Raw genomic sequence first — 19,052 nt, 5'->3', positions numbered from 1 at the left:
AGGGCAATGCTGCCATTGTGCCCAGCGCTTTTTCCCACCCGCTCAGCGCTGCCCAGATGGCGCAAGGCACGGCGGCGCGGCACTGACCGACCAGTCAGCCTTGGTGCTTTACCTGGCCGGCGCCGCTGGGTAACGTCGTCGCCACGCCATCCAAAGGACTCTGCCATGAGCGAGCTGATTACCTACCACGCCGAAGACGGCATCGCCACCCTGACCCTGAACAACGGCAAGGTCAATGCCATCTCCCCGGATATGATCAAAGCCTTCAATGCCGCGCTCGATCGCGCCGCCGAGGAACGCGCGGTGGTGATCATCACCGGCCAGCCGGGCATCCTCTCAGGCGGCTACGACCTCAAGGTGATGACCGCCGGCCCCAAGGAGGCCGTGGGCCTGGTCACCGCAGGCTCCACCCTGGCCCGGCGCCTGCTGTCGCACCCCTTCCCGGTGATCGTCGCCTGCCCCGGTAATGCCGTGGCCAAGGGCGCCTTCCTGCTGCTGTCGGGCGACTACCGCATCGGTGTTGAAGGCCCCTACAAGATCTGCCTGAACGAAGTGCAGATCGGCATGACCATGCACCACGCCGGTATCGAGCTGGCCCGTGACCGCCTCGGCCGTGCGGCATTCCAGCGCTCGGTGAACAATGCCGAAGTGTTCGACCCGCAGGGTGCCCGGGAAGCCGGCTTCCTCGACAAGGTGGTGCCAGCTGAAAAGCTGCACGAAACCGCCCTGGCCGCCGCCCGCGAAATGAAGAAGCTGAACATGCTGGCGCACAAGAACACCAAGCTGAAGGTGCGCAAGGGCCTGCTGGAGGCGCTGGACGAGGCGATTCTCGCGGACCAGAACCACCTGGGCTGAGTCCGTCCAGGGATTTTCCTCACAGGACTTTGTGGGAGCGGGCTTGCCCCGCGATGCGATCACCCAGTGTGACGCCATCGCCGGGCAAGCCCGCTCCCACTTGACCTCCCACGCTACAGCAACGTTTGCCCCCACCAGTGCACACCCGTACACTGCGCCGCGACTGTCCGGTGTGAGTCGTACCATGCTTTATATGCTTCGCATGCTCCTGTTGGCGCTGCACTTCCTGCTCGTGGGTGTCGTCGGCCTGGTGATCGGCCTGCTGCGCCCGTTCAATCCCGACAACAGCCGCCTGTTCGCCCGCCTGTACAGCGTACCGGCCGCCTGGTTGCTGCGCATCAAGGTCAAAGCCGAGGTCGGCCCGCTGTGGGACCAGCCCCCCGGCTGCGTGATCATCGCCAACCACCAGTCCAACTATGACCTGTTCATCCTCGGCCAGGTGGTGCCCTGGCGTACCGTGGCCATCGGCAAGAAGAGCCTGGGCTGGATCCCGCTGTTCGGCCAGTTGTTCTGGCTGGGCGGCAATGTGCTGATCGACCGCAAGAACGCCTATCAGGCACGCAAGGCCATGCAGACCACCACCCGGACCCTGCGCGACGATACTTCGATCTGGATCTTCCCCGAGGGCACGCGCAACCCCGGCGAACAGTTGCTGGCGTTCAAGAAAGGCGCTTTCCACATGGCGATCGAGGCCGGCGTGCCGATCGTACCGGTATGCGTCAGCCGCTACACCAGGCGCCTGAGCCTGAACAGCTGGCGCCAGCGCACAGTGGTCATCCGCTCGCTGGCCCCCATCGCCACTGCGGGCCTGACCCAACAGGACCTGCCCGCGCTGATCGAACAGTGCCGCAGCCAGATGCAGCATTGCATCGACCATATGGAAAGCGAGCTCACCGCGCCCTGCCCCTCTGTCCCATAGCAGACTTGCCCCGCGCCGCTACACAGCCCAAGCTGTGTAGCGTGTTCAATCGAATAAGCGGACAACCATGGGTCGAGTCGTCGCGGCGGCGGTCTACAGCGCCGGCAGGAAGGTCACCAACATCAGCCTCGACGAAGGCGCCGACTGGGCGCGCAAGCCCGGGCACTTCGTATGGATCGGCCTGGAAGAGCCCAACGCCGAGGAACTGGCCAACCTGCAGCGCCAGTTCGGCCTGCACGAGCTGGCCATCGAGGACGCCCTGGAGAAACACAGCCGGCCAAAGCTGGAAACCTTCGGCGATGCGCTGTTCATCGTCACCTATTCGCCGGTGCGGCACGAAGGCCGGCTGGAATTCATCGAAACCCACATCTTCGCCGGCAACGGCTACATCATCACCTGCCGCAACGGCCACTCAAAGTCCTACGCCCTGGTGCGCCAGCGCTGCGAGGCGCGCCCCTTGCTGCTTGAGCACGGCGAGGACTTCGTGCTCTACGCCCTGCTGGATTTCGTCACCGAAAACTACCAGCCGGTCAGTGAGGCCATCCACGGCGAGATCGAGGAGCTGGAGCAGAGCGTGCTCAGCAACTCGCTCAAGGAAGAAGACATCCAGCGCCTGCACAGCCTGCGCCGGGACATCCTGCGCCTGCGCCGCTACGTGGCGCCGATGGTGGAGGTCAGCGAAGAGCTGCAGCGCCTGAGCTTCCCGTTCATCGACAAGAACATGCGCCCGTACTTTCGCGACGTGCAGATCCACGTGACCCGGCAGATGGAAGATTTGGCCGGCATCCGCGACATCGCCAGCCAGACCATCGAGATCGGCATGCTGCTGGAGTCGTCACGGCAAAGCATCACCCAGCGCAAGTTCGCCGCCTGGGCGGCGATCCTGGCGTTTCCCACGGCGATTGCCGGGATCTACGGGATGAATTTCCAGAACATGCCAGAGCTGGGCTGGCACTACGGCTACTTTGCCGTGCTGGGGGTGATCGGCCTTGGGTGTTCGGGGCTGTATTTCAGTTTCAAGCGCTCGGGGTGGCTTTAGGATCGCCGGGAGCGCTTTCAACCCTGTGGGAGCCGGCTTGCCGGCGAAAAGGCCGCAAAGCGGCCTCGCTTGATCAGGCAATGCTATCCCCGGCCTTCACCGACTGCTGGACGAAGCGCAGCATCCACTCGCCCACCAGATCCCCCTGGTGCGCGGTGGCAAGGCTGGCCACCGCCTTGGCATAGACCTCGTCGCCCAACGAGGCCTGGCGCGCGTCGAGCAGCGCCCGGGAATAGTCGTGGACGAACTCCGGGTGCCCCTGGAAGCACAGCACCTGATCGCGGATGTGGTAGGCGGCGTTGGGGCAGAAATCACTCGAGGCGATCACCGTAGCCCCTTCGGGCAGCTCGGTGACCTGGTCCTGGTGGCTGATCAGCAGGGTCAGCTCGGACACCTGCGGGTCCATCCACGGCGCATGGGCCGCCAGGCTGTAGCGGTGGATGCCCACGCCCCAGCCCTTGTCGGCGCGCTCGGCCTTGCCGCCGAGGGTCAACGCCAACAATTGGTGACCGAAACACACCCCCAGCAACTTCTCGCCCCGCTCATACAGCTTGAGCAGGTAGGCCTTGAGCGTCTGGATCCACGGATCATCGCCGAACGAGTCGGCCTTGCTGCCGGTCACCAGGTAGGCATCGAAAGTCCGCTCAGCCGGCGGATAGTCGCCGTTCATCACGTTGTACACATCAAACTCGGCGGCGATCGGCTGGCGTGAAAACAGCTGCTCGAACATCCTTCCGTAGCCCTGGTACTGCGCGATCAACTCCGGCCGCAGGACATCGGTTTCAAGGATGCAGATGCGTAACGACATAGCGGTAGTCCTGAACGACATGTGGGTGGGATTTGCTGTAGAGACTGACGCGAAAGGGCTACACAAGCAAGTAGGATGTCCAGACGAACGGTAGGCCCTGTAACCCTTGGTAACCCTTGCCGCGCACTCGTCTAGCGTCAGCGTGCCAGCGGGGTGGCCAGTGGCCTTAAAGCCATGAGGAATCGACATGATTTTTTTTAGAGCAAAGGGTTCTGAAACAGGGATGACGCGGGCCCTAGTGTTGGTTGTATATCCACAAACACGCGGCAAGCAGTGAGGGCGTTCGATCACGCCACTGCGATCGACCCGAAGCCAGACAAGGAAGCCAAGGGTTATTCAGGAATAACAACAAGAAGGCGGTCCGCCATGTTCAGACAATCCAAAGTACGCCAAGCCGGGCTCATACTCTTCGCCACGACCCTGCTGCTGATCCTGCCCAACCTCACCCGGTTGTTCGGTTGATCGCGGCAGTGGCCTTTTCCGACCGTGCATGGGTAACCTGCCGACCTTGATGGTTGGAGATCACCCATGCGCCTGTGCCTTACCCTGCTCTGCTTGCTGATTCCCCTGCCAGCAGCGGCCGCGCAACTGACCCTCGAACTGGGTAACGGCAGCCGGCACTGGCAGAGCGAGCAACTGCTCAACCATCCCCAAGCGCGGGACGTCACTATTGAACAGGACGTTGCCTACAAGCGCACCATGCATTACCGCGCCGTACCGCTGGCGGCGTTGCTCGAGGGCGTGAAACCGACCGCCCACCTGCAGGCGGTGGCCCTCGACGGTTTCGCAGCAGAAATGCCTGCCGGCCCGCTGTTGCAGCCAGGCCCGGCACAAGCCTGGCTGGCCATCGAGGACAACGCCCAGCCTTGGCCGCCACTCGGCCAAGGCAAGCCGGGAGCCGGGCCGTTCTATCTGGTGTGGACCCAACCCGAGGCGGGCGGCATCCGCCCAGAGCAATGGCCGTTCCAGATCGCCAGGATTCGCAGCCTGGCACCGGTCGAGGCGCGCTTCCCCGCCCTGTTGCCCGCCCCAGCGCTGCCCGATGCGGATCCGGTGCGCCAGGGTTTTGCCCTGTTCCAGCAGAATTGCCTGGCCTGCCACCGCCTCAATGGCGCTGGCGATGCGCACCTGGGCCCGGACCTGAACCTGCCGCACAACCCCACCGAATACTTTCAGCCGGCATTCCTGCGCCAATATCTTCGTGATCCGCAGAGCCTGCGGCACTGGCCGCAGGCCAAGATGCCCGGGTTCTCCACCCAGGTGCTGAGCGATCAGGAACTCGATGCATTGCTGGCATACCTGAAACATATGGCCGGGCGCAAACAACGGTAGGGTGCACGGGGCCGCATTGCCTAGGCAATCGGCCGTTCCTGCTTGACGCCCCACCCCTCGACCTCGCCGCCATGGGGTGACACGAGCCGTTCGAAGGCCTGCTCGAAAGCGCCGATGCCGCCATGGGTGGCGTACATCACCTTGCTCAGTTCAAGGTGCCAGGCACCATCATCGCGTTCGCTCACCTGGGCGCTGAGTGACTCGCCACGGAACTGCACCGCCGCCCGGCGCGCGGCGGCCTCGTCGGGAAACACGGCATAGAACTCGATGGGATGGATGCGGGTGAAATCGAAACCGCCAGCTTTCATCTGGCGCAGGACATTGCTGCTGACGTCGTCGTATTGGCTGCTCATGAAACGTCCTCCTGCAAAGCAATGGATAGACTTTCAGTGCACAAGGCACCTGCCTGGCAAGCGTGCCATGCCTGGCAATTCGAGCTGATGCAAGACGCGAGTGGAATCGACGCGGACCCGCAGATTTGGCCGGCGCCTGTCTCCAGCGTAGTGCCTGTGCAGGCACTGCGCCAGAGCGAGGCGGCTCAGGGTAGCTGGCGAATGGTGGTGATGGTCACGCCGCTCTGCTCCTTGAGCCAGCGTGCCGTGGGGGAAAAGCTGCGGTCCTGGAAGTCATTGAGGTCAAGTTCATCCATGAGCGGGAACAAACTCGAACGGATGGCGCGTGCGGCGTCTTCCTCGCTGGGGCATTGCTCGGCGTTGAGCAGCAGCGTCTTAAGCTCGCCCTTCTGGTCGGCAAAGCTGACTTCCCATGCTTTCATCGATCAGCCCTCGCTGGCACAACGGTGAATTGAACTGCGTACTAGCTTGACCATCGCACAGCGGCAAATGTTCAGCCGCATGCATGAAACCGCATGAAAAAAGCCCGCCGGTCAACGGCGGGCTTCCTGAGACCACTGGGCGCTGCTACTTCGGCGTGCCGTGGACGACACCGGCGGTGTTGTCCAGCAGGCTCTTGGTGGCCGTCTGGATGTAGGCCTCGAGCTTCTTGAGCATCTCCGGCTGGTCGGGGCTGTCGATCAGCTCGGCCTTGAACTCACGGCCCAACTGGTAGCGGTACATCCGCGGGGTCATGTCCTTGGACTCGATGAGGATGCGGTCGCCCTGCACCAGGCCGACGATCTGCTCGCTGCCCGACGGTTTGATCATGCCCACGCCCTGGTCGCCCTCAGGCAGGTTGAGCAGGTCGCGCCCCCAACACTGATGGCGGGCCTGGCCACCGAGACGGCCCATGATGGTCGGCACGATGTCGACCTGGGTGCCCACGGTGTGGTTGACCGCGCCGAACTTCTCCTGGATGCCTGGGGCGATCAGCAGCAGCGGCACGTTGAAGCGGCCCAGGTCCAGCTCGGTGACCTGCTGGTGGTTGCCGAAGCCGTGGTCGCCGACGATGACGAACAGGGTGTCCTTGAAGTACGGCTCCTTGCGCGCCTTCTCGAAGAACTGGCCCAGCGCCCAGTCGGAGTAGCGCATGGCGGTCAGGTGCTCGTCCAGGCGGCCCTGCCCGGTGACCTTCTCCACCGGCAGGTCCTTGGGCAAGGCGTACGGGGTGTGGTTGGAGAGGGTCTGCAGCAGCGCGTAGATCGGCTTCTTGCCGTCATGCTTGGCCAGCTCTTCGTTGCCGCGGTCGAACATGTCCTGGTCGGACACGCCCCAGGTCGGGTCGGAGAACACCGGGTCGACGAAGTCGTTGCGGCCGATGAAGGTGGTCATGCCCTGGTTGCCGAAGAATCCGGACTGGTTGTCCCAGGCGAAGTCGCCGTTGTAGACGTAGACGTCGTCATAGTCGCGGGCACTGAGCAGCGCCGGCAGGCCGGACAGCTTGTGGCCGCCTTCCGGGGTCTGCATCAGGTATTCGAAGCCCGGCAGGTTGGGGAAGCAGGCCATGGTGGCGAACATGCCCTGGTGGGTATGGGTGCCGTTGGAGAAGAAGCGGTCGAACAGCAGGCCCTCCTTGGCCAGCTTGTCGAAGTACGGGGTGATATTGTTCGGGCTGCCCAGGGCACCGACCGAGTGGCCGGCGAAGCTTTCCATGAGGATCACCACGACGTTCTTGACCCCCAGCGTGTTCGCCGCGGGCGGCACGAAGTCACGGCGGATCGCGGCCTCGTCGGCATCGACCAGGGTGTCGTTGGCGGTCAGCAGCTGCTCGCGCACGGTCTGGGTGGCCAGCGGTTGGTCAAGTACGGGCTTCCAGATATTGGAGCGGTCCTCGCCAAAGCGGCTCTTGGCGGCATCGATCAGGGTCAGGGTGCCGTTCAGGCCCAGTTGGTTGACGAAGTTGGAGTCGGTGGTGAAGGCATCACCCCAGCGCATCGGCGGGCCCTGGCGCAGGGTGCCGCGAGCGGCGACCACGGCCACCAGCAGGACCACCATGAACACCGCCAGGCGACCGTACCAGGGCGCCAGCTTGCGGCTGCCCGATAGCTGGGCGCTGCCGTTGCCGCGGGTCAACCGGTCGATGCCCTTGAACAGCAGGCTCAGCAGCCAGGTGCCGACCAGCCAGGCCAGCAGGTAGCGGACCACCGGGAAACCGTACCAGAGCATGCTCATGACGGTCTTGGGGTCTTCCTTGATGTACTGGAACACCAGGCCGTTCAGGCGCTGGTGGAACTCGCGGTAGAAGTCCATCTCCATCAGGCCGAGGAACATCACCACGCTCGAGGCGATGGTCAGCCAGAAGCGGAACAGGCCACGGCGGGCCATCAGCCAGGGGCTGAGCAGCGCCAGCAGCAACGGAATGCTGATGTACACCACCACGCGCAGGTCGAAGCGCAAGCCGTTGAAGAAGCCTTCGGCGACGGTGGAGTACGGCGTGTCGCCGATCATGTCGCTGTTGTAGGCCAACAGCGCCAGGCGCACCAGGCTGAGCATCAGCATGATCACCAGGCCACTGAGCAACGTGTAGGCCAGGTGGGATTTCAGGGTCGGCGAGAACGAGCCTCGCACGCCCTGTTGCTTCAAGGCGTCCGTGTTAGCCATGAATGGAGAGGTCCTAGGATTGCGGTTTGCGGGAAGGCGAAAGCGCCAATAGCCTGGTGGTCTGGACCTCGTGGGCAAGGTGAGACCAAGGCCGCATTGTGCGGCGCGGATTTTCAGAAATCGAGTGTGAAAATTTTGTCGAGAGTAGCCTGCCCTTACAAAGTTACACAGTTGGGACGTGAGGTTTCAGATCCGCACATTGCCCCGCGGCCCGGCGATCGCCCAGATGATCAGCCCCAGCACTGGCAATAGCAGGATCAGCAGGATCCAGAGCACCTTGATCCCTACCTCGGCGCCGCTCTTGAGCACATTGAGAATGGCCCAGATGTCCAGGGCCAGGATGATCAGGCCGACCAGGCTGTTGAAGGTAGACCCCATGGCGCCGCTCCCGCACGGTGTGTGTGCTGCAGAGCATAGCTGGCTATGGCCCCTATAGAAGGGAATCCTTGGTCGGGAATGCCGGTCAGTGGATAGACTGCTGTTATCCACTGCCCTCGAGGTTCGCATGCCCCCCGCCCACACTCAAAGCGCCGCCCCTGACTCCCTGCTCAGCGCCTGGCGGCAACAGGCCCTGCAGACACCCTGGCTCAGCGCCGGCCTGGTGCTGAGCCTGCTGGCCATCAGCGCATTGCTGCTGGCCAGCATCTGGAACGCGGTCAACGGCGACCATGCCGATCACCTGCACCTGGCACTGCTCGGCGGCCTGTCCGGTTTCGGCGCCACCGCCCTGGGCGCGGTGCTGGCGGTGATCCTGCGTGACGTCAGCGCGCGCACCCAGGACGTCATGCTCGGCTTCGCCGCCGGCATGATGCTCGCCGCCAGTTCGTTTTCGCTGATCCTCCCCGGCCTGGACGCCGCCCGCGAGATCACCGGCAACGGCCTTGCGGCGGCCTTCACCGTGGTGCTGGGCATGGGCCTGGGGGTGCTGCTGATGCTGGGCCTGGACCGGTTCACTCCGCACGAGCATGAAAGCACCGGCCCCTGCGGCCCGCAGGCCGAGCGGGTGAGCCGGGTGTGGCTGTTCGTGCTGGCGATCACCCTGCACAACCTGCCCGAGGGCATGGCCATCGGCGTGAGTTTCGCCAATGGCGACATGGCCATCGGCCTGCCGCTGACCAGCGCCATCGCCATCCAGGATATCCCCGAAGGCCTGGCCGTGGCCCTGGCCCTGCGCGCCACGGGGCTGTCGAACTTCAAGGCGATGATGGTGGCGATCGGCTCGGGATTGATGGAGCCGCTGGGCGCGGTGATCGGCCTGGGCATTTCCACCGGCTTCGCCCTGGCCTACCCGATCAGCATGGGCCTGGCGGCGGGGGCGATGATCTTCGTGGTGTCCCACGAGGTGATCCCGGAAACCCACCGCAACGGGCACCAGACCGCGGCGACGCTGGGGTTGATGGGCGGTTTCGCGGTGATGATGTTCCTCGATACCGCGCTGGGTTGACGGGCCGGTCGCGGAGCCCTTTCCTACGGGCTCCGCGACGGCAGCGGCTCAGATGTGCACTGCCACCTTCAGCGCTTCCAGCGCCGGCTCCACCTTGATACCAACGGCCTCGCCCAGCTCCAGCACACGGGCCAGGTCGTGCTGCCCGACCATGATCATCTGCAGCTCATCGTCGAGCAATTGGCTGAAGTTCAGCAGCACGTAGCCACCGGCTTCCTTGTTCAGCGCGCCCATCTGCACCTGGATGCGGTTGAGCGCAGTCAGCGCCTCGGTGCGCGCCAGCTGCTTCGGTTTGAGGGTGAACGGCACGCTCTTGTCGAACGAGTCGCTGATCTGCTGGAACAGGTCCTGGTAGCTGTCGGCCTGGAACAGCACGGTATCGGGCAGACTGCCGACCACCACCCATTCACCCAGCGGGAACGGGAAGCTGTCGTCGTAGTTGATGTCCGGATTGGCGGCGAGGAAGGCGGCGGGGTCGGCGTAGGCCTCGGCGGCCTCGGCGGCAATGCGCTCGATATCCTCATCGCGCATGCAACCGGCGCCGATGAGGCTGATGAATTCGAGCAACTGGTCTTTCATGGGGGGGCCTGCGGGTTGGCGTGAAAAGCGCCAAGAATAGCCGCAAAAGCCCCCGGGCAGTTAGCCGGCCAATGCTTCGAGACGTGCCGCGCTATCCACCGCACCCATGGTGCGGGCCGCCATCAGCGCGGTGGCGCCGGCGGCATCGCGGTGCGCGGGGTCGGCACCCTGTGCCAACAGATAGTCGATGATCTCCAGGCGGTTGAACATCGCCGCCAGCATCAATGCGCTACGGCCGTCCGCGGCAGCGGCATCCACCGGTACGCCGTGTTCCAGCAACAGGCGGATCATCGCCAGGTCGCCCTTGAAGGCGGCGCCGGCGATGGGCAACTGGCCGTTGTCATTGGCGATCAGCGGATCGGCACCATGGGCCAGCAGCACCTGCACGGCGTCATGGTGACCGTGGTAGCTGGCCAGCATCAGCAAGGTGTCGCCCTTGTGGTTGCGCAGGTTGGCGGGCAGGCCGTTATCGAGCAGGCGGCCGAGCATTGTCGCGTCGCCGCGGCGGGCGCGCTCGAAGACCTCTTCGGCGAAGGCCGCGGTTTCTTCAGTGGTCATGGTGGCGGGCTGGTGATCGGACATCGGGAACCTCCTGGCATCTGGCAATGGGCCAAGTTTCCATCAGGCAGCAGCGACAGGTCCAAGGTTCAGATTCTATCGGCGGCAGAGAGCCAGGCTATGACCGTGCAAAATGCACTGTGCAAAATGCACGGGCGTGCAGAATGCAATACAGGTACCTGCAAAAACAAATATAACTTATTGATTTATAAGGATTTTATTTTAATCCCAGGCTGGCACGGTCACTGCAACCATCAACCCAAGTCTGCCAGTACAACAGTCAGGAGTTGATATGGACCTCATCCAGCAAAAATTCGCCTCGCTCTTCGCCGCCTACCAGGTTGCCACCCAGCCGCGCCCCGACGGCGGCGTGCTGCTCACCCTGCGCGCCAGCGACGGCGTGGTGACCCGCCGGGTGCTGTCCTATGCGCAACTGCACAGTGCCGAACAGCTGTCGTGGGCCATCAGCGCCATCCGCCGCGACCTTGCCGAACAAGCCAGCGAGCTGCCGGTGATTTCCATGCTGCAGAGCCAGCAACGCTTCGCCCTGCCGACCTACCGCTAAGCGCGTAACCTGTTCGCGGGGCAGCTTCTGCTCACCTTTGGAGGGTGTGAGCAGAAGCTGCCCCGCGAGTTCATTCAGAGTTCATCGAAACCAGCAAATTGCCGCGCCATGGCATCCCCGGTGAAGCGTGGCTGCACACCCTGCTCACTCCCGAACAGACGCAGGGCCAGGCAGAATGGGCTAGGCCCCAGGTCCAGCCAGCGGCGCGTGCCGGCCGGCACCAGCAGCACATCGTCCTTCTCGCACAGCACGGCATACACCGCGCCGCCCAGACGCAGGCTGACCTGTGCACGCCCGCTGATCATCGCGAACACTTCATTGCTGTCATGCACATGTTCATCACGCAGGTCGGCCTGGCTCAGGTCGGCGCCATCGCGGCTGAGCACGCCAAATACCACGCTGCCATGCTTGGTCATCAGTTGATCGAGCGGCCCACGGCACGCCGCGACCACTTCATCCTGGCTGCTGCCCGGGCGCAGGCGCGCGCCGGACTGCCAGCGGCCGAAGCGCACGCCCTGCTCGGCCAGGGTCGCGGCGATGTCGTCGTGGTGGGTCAGCACCTTGTGCGGCAGGTCCGGACTGGACAGGTCGAATACGCTGAGGATGCTCATCAGGGGTGGTTCCTGCTTTCTTTGAGTCGGAAGGCAATGATAACGGCTGCCGCGAGCGCCGCGACGCTGGCCATACCAAAGGTGAAGTGTGGGCCCAGCAGTTTCCAGCTGTAGCCCGAGTACAGGGCACCCAAGGCACCGCCGGTACCTGACAGCGCCGCATACAATGCCTGGCCCTGACCCTGCTGGCGAGCGCCGAAGCTGGCCTGAACAAAAGCGATGGCCGCTGCATGGAAACAGCCGAAGGTGGCCGCATGCAATACCTGGGCGAACACCAGAACCGCCGGGATTTCGGCCAGGTTGCCCAGCAACAGCCAGCGCAGCGCGGCCAGCAGGAAGCTGGCCAGTAGTACCTTGCGCACCGAACAGCGGGCAAAGATCCGGCTCATGACCAAGAACACCAACACTTCAGCCACCACGCCAAGCGCCCACAACAAGCCGATGGCGCCGCGGCTGTAGCCCAGGTGCTCCAGGTGCAGGGTGAGAAAGGTATAGTACGGGCCGTGGCTGAGCTGCATGAGGGCCACGCACACATAGAAGGCCAGGACCCCAGGCGCCCGCACTTGCCTGAGAAAGCCCCCTGCCCCGCGCTGCTCGGCCTGCTCGACGGGTTGCGCATTGGGCACCCAGAGGCTGGCAACGACGATACCGGCCATGATCGCCACCAGCGCCAGCGGGTAGATGTCCAGGCTCAGCCATTCGAACAGGCGTCCAAGCCCCACCACGGCGAGGATGAAGCCGATCGAGCCCCATAGCCGTACCTGGCTGTAACGTGCAGTCTGGCCGTGCAGGTGGGCCAGGGTGATCACTTCGAACTGGGGCAGTACCGCATGCCAGAAGAAGGCGTGCAACGCCATGACCAGCGCCAGCCAGGCGTAGCTCTTGCCGAAGAAGATCAGCGAGAAGGTCGCCAGGGTCGACAGCGCGCCCAGGCGCACGATCAGCAGGCGCTGGCCGCTGCGGTCACCGAGCCAGCCCCACAGGTTGGGGGCCACGCAGCGCATGAGCATGGGGATGGCCACCAGCTCGCCGATGCGCGCCGGGGAGAAGCCCAGGTGGTCGAAGTACAGGGCCAGGAACGGCGCGGTGGAGCCGAGCAGGGCGAAGTAGAAGAGGTAGAAGCTGGAGAGGCGCCAGTAGGGGATGGAGGACATCGTTCGGCCCTTGGTGATGACCTGTTCCTGCCCTATCGCCGGCAAGCCGGCTCCCACAGGATTACCGCAGGCTTGAGCCCTGCAGCGGACCTGTGGGAGCCGGCTTGCCGGCGATAGGGCCAGCGCAGGCGGATCAGAGCTGGCCCAGTACCGGGGTGCCCACCTTCACTTCGGCATTCTGCGCCCGGTGGCGCAGCAGGTGATCCATCAAGGCGATGGCCATCATCGCCTCGGCGATCGGCGTGGCGCGGATGCCGACGCAAGGATCGTGACGGCCCTTGGTGATCACCTCCACCGGATTACCGTCGACGTCGATCGAACGGCCCGGGGTGGTGATGCTCGAGGTTGGCTTGAGCGCCAGGTGGGCGACGATCGGCTGGCCCGAGGAAATACCGCCGAGAATGCCGCCGGCGTTGTTGCTGAGGAAGCCCTCGGGCGTCAGCTCGTCACGGTGCTCGCTGCCGCGCTGGGCGACACTGGCGAAACCGGCGCCGATCTCCACGCCCTTGACCGCGTTGATGCTCATCAGGGCATGGGCAAGCTCGGCGTCCAGACGGTCGAAGATCGGCTCGCCCAGGCCCGGCATCACGCCTTCGGCGACCACGGTGATCTTCGCCCCCACCGAATCCTGGTCGCGGCGCAGCTGGTCCATGTAGGCCTCGAGCTCCGGCACCTTGTCCGGATCGGGGCTGAAGAAGGCGTTTTGCTCCACCGAGTCCCAGGTCTTGAACGGGATTTCGATCGGCCCGAGCTGGCTCATGTAGCCGCGCACGCGGATGCCCTGGGTGGCCAGGTACTTCTTGGCGATGGCGCCGGCCGCCACGCGCATGGCGGTTTCGCGCGCCGAGCTGCGGCCACCGCCACGGTAGTCGCGGATGCCGTACTTGTGGTGGTAGGTGTAGTCGGCGTGGGCCGGGCGGAACAGGTCCTTGATCGCCGAGTAGTCCTTGGACTTCTGATCAGTGTTGCGGATCAGCAGGCCGATCGAGCAGCCGGTGGTACGACCTTCGAACACGCCGGAGAGGATCTCCACTTCGTCCGGCTCCTGGCGCTGGGTGGTGTGCCGGCTGGTGCCGGGCTTGCGCCGGTCGAGGTCGTGCTGCAGGTCGGCAAGGGAGATTTCCAGGCCTGGCGGGCAGCCGTCGACAATGGCGACCAACGCCGGGCCATGGCTTTCGCCTGCGGTGGTGACAGTGAACAGCTTGCCGTAGGTATTGCCGGACATGGACGCTCCGCGAATCAGCCTGAAGTGAACGAAAGCGGCAGTATACGGAAAACCGCGTGGCTGTGGTTGCCTGTGGGCCCCATCGCGGGGCAAGCACGCTTCCACAAATCAACACGACTGCGTGGGAGCGGGCTTGCCCCGCGATGGGGTCCGCGAACCTTCAGGATGACCCACGGTCGAATCAGCAACGTCCCACGTAGTACCCCGCCCATGAAGTCGCGCCTCGCCGCCCTGCTCCTGCTGTTTTGCACAAGCCTCGCCCAGGCCGCCCCCACCGTGCTGCAACGCCCCATCGACCTGGACACCGGCCAGGGCGTGCTGCACGGCAGCCTGCTGCTGCCCCAGCAGGCCACGCCACCCCCGGTGGTGCTGATCATCGCTGGCTCCGGCCCTACCGACCGCGATGGCAACAACCCAGCCTCCGGACGCCTCGACAACCTCAAGCGCCTGGCCTTGCTGCTGGCCGGCGAACACATTGCCAGCGTGCGCTTCGACAAGCGCGGCGTGGCCGCCAGCCAGCCGGCCACCCCCGATGAACGTGACCTCAGCGTCGAGCGCTATGTCGCCGACGTGGTGGCCTGGGGCCGCGCGCTCAAGCAGGACCCACGCTTCGGCCCGCTGATCCTGGTCGGCCACAGCGAAGGCGCACTGATCGCCAGCCTCGCCGCGGAGCAGGCCGGCGCCAGCGCGGTGATCACCCTGGCCGGCAGCGGTAGGCCGGTGGCCGACGTGCTGCGCGAGCAGCTGGCCCAGCGCCTGCCGCCGGCGCAATTGCCCGCTGGCGTGGCGCTGATCGACCGGTTGCAGGCCGGACAGACCAGCCTCGACGTTCCCGCGCCGCTGCGCCAGGTGTTCCGCCCCAGCGTGCAGCCGTACCTGATCACCTTGCTGCACCAGGACCCGGCGGCGGCCTTCGCCCGGCTCAAGGTGCCGGCGCTGATCGTCCAGGGGCGCAACGACATCCAGGTAGAGGTGGCCGATGCCGAGCGCCTCAAGGCAGCCAAACCCGACGCGCAACTGGCGTTGATCGACGGCATGAACCACGTGCTGCGCATCAGCCCCCGGGACATGAGCCAGCAGCGTGACAGCTACCGCAACCCCGAGCTGCCGCTGGCGCGTGAGCTGGGCGAGCGCATCGTCCTATTCATCCAAGGGTTGCCGCAGGCCTGAGACCTGCCCTCAGGTATTGCCCAGGCCTGCCGATAACGCGGCTGAGAAGGCAGTGATCCGCGGCCCACGCGCCCGGCCGCCGTGCACCTGAGGAACCCCTGATGACCGATGCCCCCGCCGCCGAGGCGACCGAAGAACAAGCGCCGGAAAGCGCCCCGCAGCCCTGGGCGGACCTTGCCGCCGAGCACTTCCAGCTGCTGCGCCTGGCGCCGATGCCGACCGACCGCAACAGCGGCGCCCGCCCGCTGCGCTTCGTCCAGTTCGGCTACGCCGAGCGCCACGACAAGGCCCACAGCCTGTTGCGCATGGAAATCCGTCTGCCTGGGCAGAAGGTGCGCAGGGAACAGAACCAGCTGGACATCCGTGTCGACCATGAGCTGCGCACGGTGCGCATCGGCGACCCGGCCGGCCTGCAGCTCGAGCCCCTCAACCGTGGTGTTGGCCGCTACCTGCTGGCGCAGGCGGTGCAATGGCTGCAGCACCGCTGCTCGCACTACCAGATCGAAGGCATGAGCCTGCCGAACAAGGACGCCCTGAACGAAGACACCCGTCTGCGCCGCGACCATGTGCTGCGCAGTGTTGGCCTGGAGGTGGAATACACCGATGGGCAGCTGCTCAAGGGGCGCCTGGTGGAAACGCCGGTGGGCCAGCTCAAGGGCGGCTGGAACACCGAGAAGGTGCAGCGCGTGGACAACCTCGAGGCCGCCGGCATGCTGCAACAGGCCGAGCAGAACCTGATGGAGAAGGAAGCGCAGTTGCGCGAGCGTGACGAACGCGTGGCCAAGTACCGCCGCGAAGACAGCGGGCTGCGCTTTACCATCACCTGCCTGGTGGCCTTCGCTGTGTTCCAGGCCGGTTTGCTGATCTGGATCGCCACCCGCTGACAGCCTGGGGCCGCCAGGCGGCCCATCGCCGGCAAGCCGGCTCCCACCCCGACCGGGCCGCCTTCAGGCCAAGCGCCATCCTGTGGGAGCCGGCTTGCCGGCGATGGGCTGCGCAGCAGCCCTGGCTACTCAAGAAGGGTCAGACCCGCGCCTTGAACAGCTCCTGATGCTGCCGGCACTGCTCGGCCGTCAGCATGAACACCCCGTGCCCACCGCGCTCGAACTCCAGCCAGGCAAAGTCCACCTCGGGATAGAGCGACTCGACGTGCACCTGGCTGTTGCCCACCTCGACAATCATCAGGCCCTTGTCGGTCAGGTGGTCGGCCGCCTCGGCCAGCATCCGCCGCACCAGGTCCAGGCCATCGTTGCCGCAGGCCAGGCCCAGTTCGGGCTCGTGGTGATACTCGGCCGGCATGTCGCCGAAGTCCTCGGCATCGACATACGGCGGGTTGGACAGGATCAGGTCGAAGCGCTGCCCCGGCAGCCCGGCGAAGCCATCGCCCTGCACGGTGTACACACGCTCCTCCAGGCCATGGCGCTCGATGTTCTGGTTGGCCACCGCCAACGCATCAAAGGACAGGTCGGCCAGCACCACTTCGGCGTCCTGGAACACGTCGGCGGCCACGATGCCGATGCAGCCGGAGCCGGTGCACAGGTCGAGGATGCGCGCAGGCTCGGCGGCCAGCCAAGGCTCGAAGCGTTTCTCGATCAGCTCGCCGATGGGCGAGCGCGGTACCAGCACGCGTTCGTCGACGATGAACGACATGCCGCAGAACCAAGCCTCACCGAGCAGGTAGGCGGTCGGCACGCGTTCTTCGATGCGGCGCTTGAGCAAGTGCTGCAGGCGTACACGCTCATCATCCTCGAGTGCGCAGTCCAGATAGCTGTCGGCCACCTCCCAGGGCAGGTGCACCGCGCCGAGCACCAGCAGGCGGGCCTCGTCCCAGGCATTGTCGGCGCCGTGGCCGAAGAACAGTTCATGCTCATGGAAGCGGCTGACCGCCCAGCGGATATGGTCGCGCAGGGTGCGCAGGCGGGATGTGATCACGGGGTACTCCTTTTCAGACAGGACAAAAGTCTAACAGCCCACACCGCACAAATGTTCCCTCCGATGGCCGAATGGATAGCCACAAGCCAGTAACCATGCCGCCTGCACTGTCAACCATTCACATTGGCGCCAAGGCAAGGGAGAATAGGTACACAAAAGCCCTACCCAAGGAGCCCTTGATGTCCGTTCCAACCACGATGTTCCGCCTCACTGGCCGCGACTACCCGCCGGCCAAGCTGAGCCAAGCCAGCCTGATCGTCATCGATGCGCAGAAGGAGTACCTGAGCGGTCCGCTGGCGCTGTCGGGCATGGACGAGGCCGTGGCGAACATTGCCAGGTTGCTCGACGCCGCCCGCAAGGCCGGCCGCCCGATCATCCATGTCCGCCACCTCGGCACCGTTGGCGGTCGCTTCGACCCGCAGGGCCCGGCTGGCGAGTTCATTCCCGGGCTGGAGCCGCGCGAAGGCGAGGTGGTGATCGAGAAGCGCATGCCCAACGCCTTCAAGAACACCAAGCTGCACGAGACCCTGCTGGCCTTCGGCCCGCTGGACCTGATCGTCTGCGGTTTCATGAGCCATTCCAGCGTCAGCACCACCGTGCGCCGCGCCAAGGACTATGGTTATCGCTGCACCCTGGTCGAGGATGCGTCGGCGACCCGTGACCTGGCCCTGAAGGACACCGTGATCCCCGCCGCGCAGATCCACCAGTGCGAGATGGCCGTGATGGCCGACAACTTCGCCTGTGTCGCCCCCACCGCCAGCCTGGTCTGAACCACGACCGCCCGGCGGACGGGCGGAACCCCAAGGTGACCCGCAGGTCGAAATCCGGATCAGTACCACCCGATCCTGAGGAATTCGAATGAAGCTCAAAGGCAGTTTCGATGCCAAGCGCCTGCGCCAGCGCGAGCCGAGCAACTGGGGCGCGCGTATCGCCGCGGCACTCTCGGTGCTGCTGGCCACCCTGGGCATCCTGCTGGCCATGGCCGGCTTCGCCGGCTTGCTGGGCAACTACGCCGCCCTGGCCGAACTCAATGCCAACCGGCCATTGTCGGCGGTCCTGACCATTGTCGGCCTGACCCTGCTGTACTTCGGCGTGCGCCTGTGGCGGCGCAGCCGTATCCGCCTGCGCCGCGGGCGCGAACTGAACCTGTCGCCGCACCTGATGAAGAAGCACGACTGACGCGTCTCGTACCGTCGCCAGGGGGAGCGGGCTTGCCCCGCGATGACAGTCGCGTAAACTACGCCGCCCACGTGGAGGCACCATGCAAGACGACGACTTTTCCCTCTTCCGCAGCCAAGTGCAGGGCGTCAAGCCAATCAAGCACGATCGCGCCGAAGTCGGCAAACCCAAGGCCGACCGCAAGCAGCTGGCAGGCCTGCGCCAGGCGGCGACCATCCGCAGCGACCAGACGCTGGTGATCGACGGCCTGTCCGACCAGTTCGTCATCGATGTCGGCGCCGAGGATGAGCTGATGTGGCGGCGTGACGGCGTGCAGGAAACCCAGCTGCGCAAGCTCAAGCTCGGCCAGATCGCCTTCGAGGGCAGCCTTGACCTGCACGGCATGAGCGTCGAGAAGGCCCGCGAGACGCTGTGGGCCTTCATCGCCGAAGCGACCAAGCTGGAAGTGCGCTGCGTGCGGGTCACCCACGGCAAGGCCGCGCGCCTGGACGGCAAGCGGCCGATGATCAAGAGCCACGTCAACACCTGGCTGCGCCAGCACCCTCAGGTGCTCGGTTTTACCTCGTGCCAGGCCCGCCACGGCGGCACCGGCGCGGTCTACGTGATGCTCAAGCGAACCATGCTCGAAGGGCGCGACGAGTGACATCGCGCTTGCAGCGCCGCCGTCGCCGCCGTACCCTTCGCCT

Annotated in this window: 22 protein-coding genes; 11 read left to right on the top strand and 11 right to left on the bottom strand. The window is 65.1% G+C overall.

The window, feature by feature from the left end:
• The first annotated feature begins 165 nt into the window (after positions 1–165).
• The 3 genes from ACVWY1_RS17500 (at position 166) to ACVWY1_RS17490 (ending at position 2,813) form a co-directional block, all read left to right on the top strand.
• Entirely contained in the window at positions 166–855 is a 690-nt protein-coding gene (locus tag ACVWY1_RS17500; RefSeq protein ID WP_457378561.1) for a crotonase/enoyl-CoA hydratase family protein, read from the top strand.
• Positions 856–1,039: 184 nt separating this feature from the next.
• Complete coding sequence (locus ACVWY1_RS17495) at positions 1,040–1,774, top strand: lysophospholipid acyltransferase family protein (RefSeq protein ID WP_457378560.1); 735 nt, start codon at positions 1,040–1,042, stop codon at positions 1,772–1,774.
• A gap of 67 nt (positions 1,775–1,841) precedes the next feature.
• On the top strand, positions 1,842–2,813 hold the full coding sequence (locus tag ACVWY1_RS17490; RefSeq protein ID WP_102684204.1) for a magnesium and cobalt transport protein CorA: 972 nt from the start codon (positions 1,842–1,844) through the stop codon (positions 2,811–2,813).
• A 73-nt stretch (positions 2,814–2,886) separates the two neighbouring features.
• On the opposite strand, the gene ACVWY1_RS17485 is transcribed toward ACVWY1_RS17490, so the two are convergent.
• On the bottom strand, positions 2,887–3,621 hold the full coding sequence (locus ACVWY1_RS17485) for an amidotransferase (RefSeq protein WP_457378559.1): 735 nt from the start codon (positions 3,619–3,621) through the stop codon (positions 2,887–2,889).
• A gap of 528 nt (positions 3,622–4,149) precedes the next feature.
• Between ACVWY1_RS17485 and ACVWY1_RS17480 the strand changes: the two genes are divergently transcribed.
• Positions 4,150–4,953: a cytochrome c gene (locus tag ACVWY1_RS17480; protein WP_277503206.1), complete on the top strand. Its 804-nt coding sequence runs from the start codon at positions 4,150–4,152 to the stop codon at positions 4,951–4,953.
• A gap of 20 nt (positions 4,954–4,973) precedes the next feature.
• Here ACVWY1_RS17480 and ACVWY1_RS17475 read toward each other — a convergent pair whose 3' ends face one another.
• From ACVWY1_RS17475 to ACVWY1_RS17460, 4 genes are all read right to left on the bottom strand, one after another.
• Complete coding sequence (locus ACVWY1_RS17475) at positions 4,974–5,306, bottom strand: ribonuclease E inhibitor RraB (protein ID WP_102684201.1); 333 nt, start codon at positions 5,304–5,306, stop codon at positions 4,974–4,976.
• A 185-nt stretch (positions 5,307–5,491) separates the two neighbouring features.
• A complete protein-coding gene (locus tag ACVWY1_RS17470; RefSeq protein ID WP_102684200.1) occupies positions 5,492–5,728 on the bottom strand; it encodes a hypothetical protein in 237 nt (78 codons plus the stop codon).
• Between the two features lie 145 nt (positions 5,729–5,873).
• Positions 5,874–7,949, bottom strand: a complete 2,076-nt coding sequence (locus tag ACVWY1_RS17465; protein ID WP_139672742.1) for an LTA synthase family protein — start codon at positions 7,947–7,949, stop codon at positions 5,874–5,876.
• 186 nt (positions 7,950–8,135) lie between these two features.
• Entirely contained in the window at positions 8,136–8,327 is a 192-nt protein-coding gene (locus ACVWY1_RS17460; RefSeq protein WP_023629733.1) for a PLDc N-terminal domain-containing protein, read from the bottom strand.
• Between the two features lie 127 nt (positions 8,328–8,454).
• On the opposite strand from ACVWY1_RS17460, the gene ACVWY1_RS17455 reads away from it, so the two are divergent.
• Complete coding sequence (locus tag ACVWY1_RS17455) at positions 8,455–9,393, top strand: ZIP family metal transporter (RefSeq protein WP_457378558.1); 939 nt, start codon at positions 8,455–8,457, stop codon at positions 9,391–9,393.
• A gap of 48 nt (positions 9,394–9,441) precedes the next feature.
• On the opposite strand, the gene ACVWY1_RS17450 is transcribed toward ACVWY1_RS17455, so the two are convergent.
• Together ACVWY1_RS17450 and ACVWY1_RS17445 are read right to left on the bottom strand one after the other, a co-directional pair.
• Entirely contained in the window at positions 9,442–9,972 is a 531-nt protein-coding gene (locus ACVWY1_RS17450; protein WP_102684198.1) for a hypothetical protein, read from the bottom strand.
• A 60-nt stretch (positions 9,973–10,032) separates the two neighbouring features.
• Positions 10,033–10,554: an ankyrin repeat domain-containing protein gene (locus ACVWY1_RS17445; protein ID WP_110698120.1), complete on the bottom strand. Its 522-nt coding sequence runs from the start codon at positions 10,552–10,554 to the stop codon at positions 10,033–10,035.
• Between the two features lie 268 nt (positions 10,555–10,822).
• Here ACVWY1_RS17445 and ACVWY1_RS17440 point away from each other — a divergent pair, with 268 nt between their 5' ends.
• Complete coding sequence (locus ACVWY1_RS17440; protein ID WP_046856587.1) at positions 10,823–11,095, top strand: DUF3509 domain-containing protein; 273 nt, start codon at positions 10,823–10,825, stop codon at positions 11,093–11,095.
• A gap of 74 nt (positions 11,096–11,169) precedes the next feature.
• Here ACVWY1_RS17440 and ACVWY1_RS17435 read toward each other — a convergent pair whose 3' ends face one another.
• From ACVWY1_RS17435 to aroC, 3 genes are all read right to left on the bottom strand, one after another.
• Positions 11,170–11,706, bottom strand: a complete 537-nt coding sequence (locus ACVWY1_RS17435; protein WP_277503204.1) for an oxidase — start codon at positions 11,704–11,706, stop codon at positions 11,170–11,172.
• Positions 11,706–12,860, bottom strand: a complete 1,155-nt coding sequence (locus ACVWY1_RS17430) for an MFS transporter (RefSeq protein WP_139672751.1) — start codon at positions 12,858–12,860, stop codon at positions 11,706–11,708. The genes ACVWY1_RS17435 and ACVWY1_RS17430 overlap by 1 nt, the downstream gene beginning before the upstream one ends.
• Before the next feature lie 133 nt (positions 12,861–12,993).
• Positions 12,994–14,085: a chorismate synthase gene (aroC, locus tag ACVWY1_RS17425; RefSeq protein ID WP_139672754.1), complete on the bottom strand. Its 1,092-nt coding sequence runs from the start codon at positions 14,083–14,085 to the stop codon at positions 12,994–12,996.
• Positions 14,086–14,295: 210 nt separating this feature from the next.
• On the opposite strand from aroC, the gene ACVWY1_RS17420 reads away from it, so the two are divergent.
• Both ACVWY1_RS17420 and ACVWY1_RS17415 read left to right on the top strand, forming a co-directional pair.
• On the top strand, positions 14,296–15,255 hold the full coding sequence (locus tag ACVWY1_RS17420) for an alpha/beta hydrolase (RefSeq protein WP_139672757.1): 960 nt from the start codon (positions 14,296–14,298) through the stop codon (positions 15,253–15,255).
• A gap of 101 nt (positions 15,256–15,356) precedes the next feature.
• On the top strand, positions 15,357–16,139 hold the full coding sequence (locus ACVWY1_RS17415; protein ID WP_457378557.1) for a hypothetical protein: 783 nt from the start codon (positions 15,357–15,359) through the stop codon (positions 16,137–16,139).
• 139 nt (positions 16,140–16,278) lie between these two features.
• Here the strand turns inward: ACVWY1_RS17415 and prmB are convergent, their stop codons facing one another.
• Entirely contained in the window at positions 16,279–17,187 is a 909-nt protein-coding gene (gene prmB, locus ACVWY1_RS17410; protein WP_046856593.1) for a 50S ribosomal protein L3 N(5)-glutamine methyltransferase, read from the bottom strand.
• A gap of 179 nt (positions 17,188–17,366) precedes the next feature.
• Here prmB and ACVWY1_RS17405 point away from each other — a divergent pair, with 179 nt between their 5' ends.
• The 3 genes from ACVWY1_RS17405 (at position 17,367) to ACVWY1_RS17395 (ending at position 19,009) form a co-directional block, all read left to right on the top strand.
• Positions 17,367–17,957: a cysteine hydrolase family protein gene (locus ACVWY1_RS17405; protein WP_457378556.1), complete on the top strand. Its 591-nt coding sequence runs from the start codon at positions 17,367–17,369 to the stop codon at positions 17,955–17,957.
• A gap of 88 nt (positions 17,958–18,045) precedes the next feature.
• Positions 18,046–18,366: a hypothetical protein gene (locus ACVWY1_RS17400; protein ID WP_110698106.1), complete on the top strand. Its 321-nt coding sequence runs from the start codon at positions 18,046–18,048 to the stop codon at positions 18,364–18,366.
• Between the two features lie 82 nt (positions 18,367–18,448).
• Positions 18,449–19,009, top strand: a complete 561-nt coding sequence (locus ACVWY1_RS17395; RefSeq protein ID WP_023631547.1) for a Smr/MutS family protein — start codon at positions 18,449–18,451, stop codon at positions 19,007–19,009.
• Positions 19,010–19,052: the final 43 nt, after the last annotated feature.

The sequence above is a fragment of the Pseudomonas sp. TE6288 genome, assembly GCF_054062095.1.
The sequence above is the reverse complement of the archived record's forward strand: the minus strand, read 5'-3'. Positions and strand labels throughout refer to the sequence as shown.

Excerpts from the sequence above, each read along its gene's own strand:
- ACVWY1_RS17500 (WP_457378561.1), top strand. The coding sequence starts at position 166 with ATGAGCGAGCTGATTACCTACCACGCCGAAGACGGCATCGCCACCCTG.
- ACVWY1_RS17495 (WP_457378560.1), top strand. The coding sequence starts at position 1,040 with ATGCTTTATATGCTTCGCATGCTCCTGTTGGCGCTGCACTTCCTGCTC.
- ACVWY1_RS17490 (WP_102684204.1), top strand. The coding sequence starts at position 1,842 with ATGGGTCGAGTCGTCGCGGCGGCGGTCTACAGCGCCGGCAGGAAGGTC.
- ACVWY1_RS17485 (WP_457378559.1), bottom strand. The coding sequence starts at position 3,621 with ATGTCGTTACGCATCTGCATCCTTGAAACCGATGTCCTGCGGCCGGAG.
- ACVWY1_RS17480 (WP_277503206.1), top strand. The coding sequence starts at position 4,150 with ATGCGCCTGTGCCTTACCCTGCTCTGCTTGCTGATTCCCCTGCCAGCA.
- ACVWY1_RS17475 (WP_102684201.1), bottom strand. The coding sequence starts at position 5,306 with ATGAGCAGCCAATACGACGACGTCAGCAGCAATGTCCTGCGCCAGATG.
- ACVWY1_RS17470 (WP_102684200.1), bottom strand. The coding sequence starts at position 5,728 with ATGAAAGCATGGGAAGTCAGCTTTGCCGACCAGAAGGGCGAGCTTAAG.
- ACVWY1_RS17465 (WP_139672742.1), bottom strand. The coding sequence starts at position 7,949 with ATGGCTAACACGGACGCCTTGAAGCAACAGGGCGTGCGAGGCTCGTTC.
- ACVWY1_RS17460 (WP_023629733.1), bottom strand. The coding sequence starts at position 8,327 with ATGGGGTCTACCTTCAACAGCCTGGTCGGCCTGATCATCCTGGCCCTG.
- ACVWY1_RS17455 (WP_457378558.1), top strand. The coding sequence starts at position 8,455 with ATGCCCCCCGCCCACACTCAAAGCGCCGCCCCTGACTCCCTGCTCAGC.
- ACVWY1_RS17450 (WP_102684198.1), bottom strand. The coding sequence starts at position 9,972 with ATGAAAGACCAGTTGCTCGAATTCATCAGCCTCATCGGCGCCGGTTGC.
- ACVWY1_RS17445 (WP_110698120.1), bottom strand. The coding sequence starts at position 10,554 with ATGTCCGATCACCAGCCCGCCACCATGACCACTGAAGAAACCGCGGCC.
- ACVWY1_RS17440 (WP_046856587.1), top strand. The coding sequence starts at position 10,823 with ATGGACCTCATCCAGCAAAAATTCGCCTCGCTCTTCGCCGCCTACCAG.
- ACVWY1_RS17435 (WP_277503204.1), bottom strand. The coding sequence starts at position 11,706 with ATGAGCATCCTCAGCGTATTCGACCTGTCCAGTCCGGACCTGCCGCAC.
- ACVWY1_RS17430 (WP_139672751.1), bottom strand. The coding sequence starts at position 12,860 with ATGTCCTCCATCCCCTACTGGCGCCTCTCCAGCTTCTACCTCTTCTAC.
- aroC (WP_139672754.1), bottom strand. The coding sequence starts at position 14,085 with ATGTCCGGCAATACCTACGGCAAGCTGTTCACTGTCACCACCGCAGGC.
- ACVWY1_RS17420 (WP_139672757.1), top strand. The coding sequence starts at position 14,296 with ATGAAGTCGCGCCTCGCCGCCCTGCTCCTGCTGTTTTGCACAAGCCTC.
- ACVWY1_RS17415 (WP_457378557.1), top strand. The coding sequence starts at position 15,357 with ATGACCGATGCCCCCGCCGCCGAGGCGACCGAAGAACAAGCGCCGGAA.
- ACVWY1_RS17405 (WP_457378556.1), top strand. The coding sequence starts at position 17,367 with ATGTCCGTTCCAACCACGATGTTCCGCCTCACTGGCCGCGACTACCCG.
- ACVWY1_RS17400 (WP_110698106.1), top strand. The coding sequence starts at position 18,046 with ATGAAGCTCAAAGGCAGTTTCGATGCCAAGCGCCTGCGCCAGCGCGAG.
- ACVWY1_RS17395 (WP_023631547.1), top strand. The coding sequence starts at position 18,449 with ATGCAAGACGACGACTTTTCCCTCTTCCGCAGCCAAGTGCAGGGCGTC.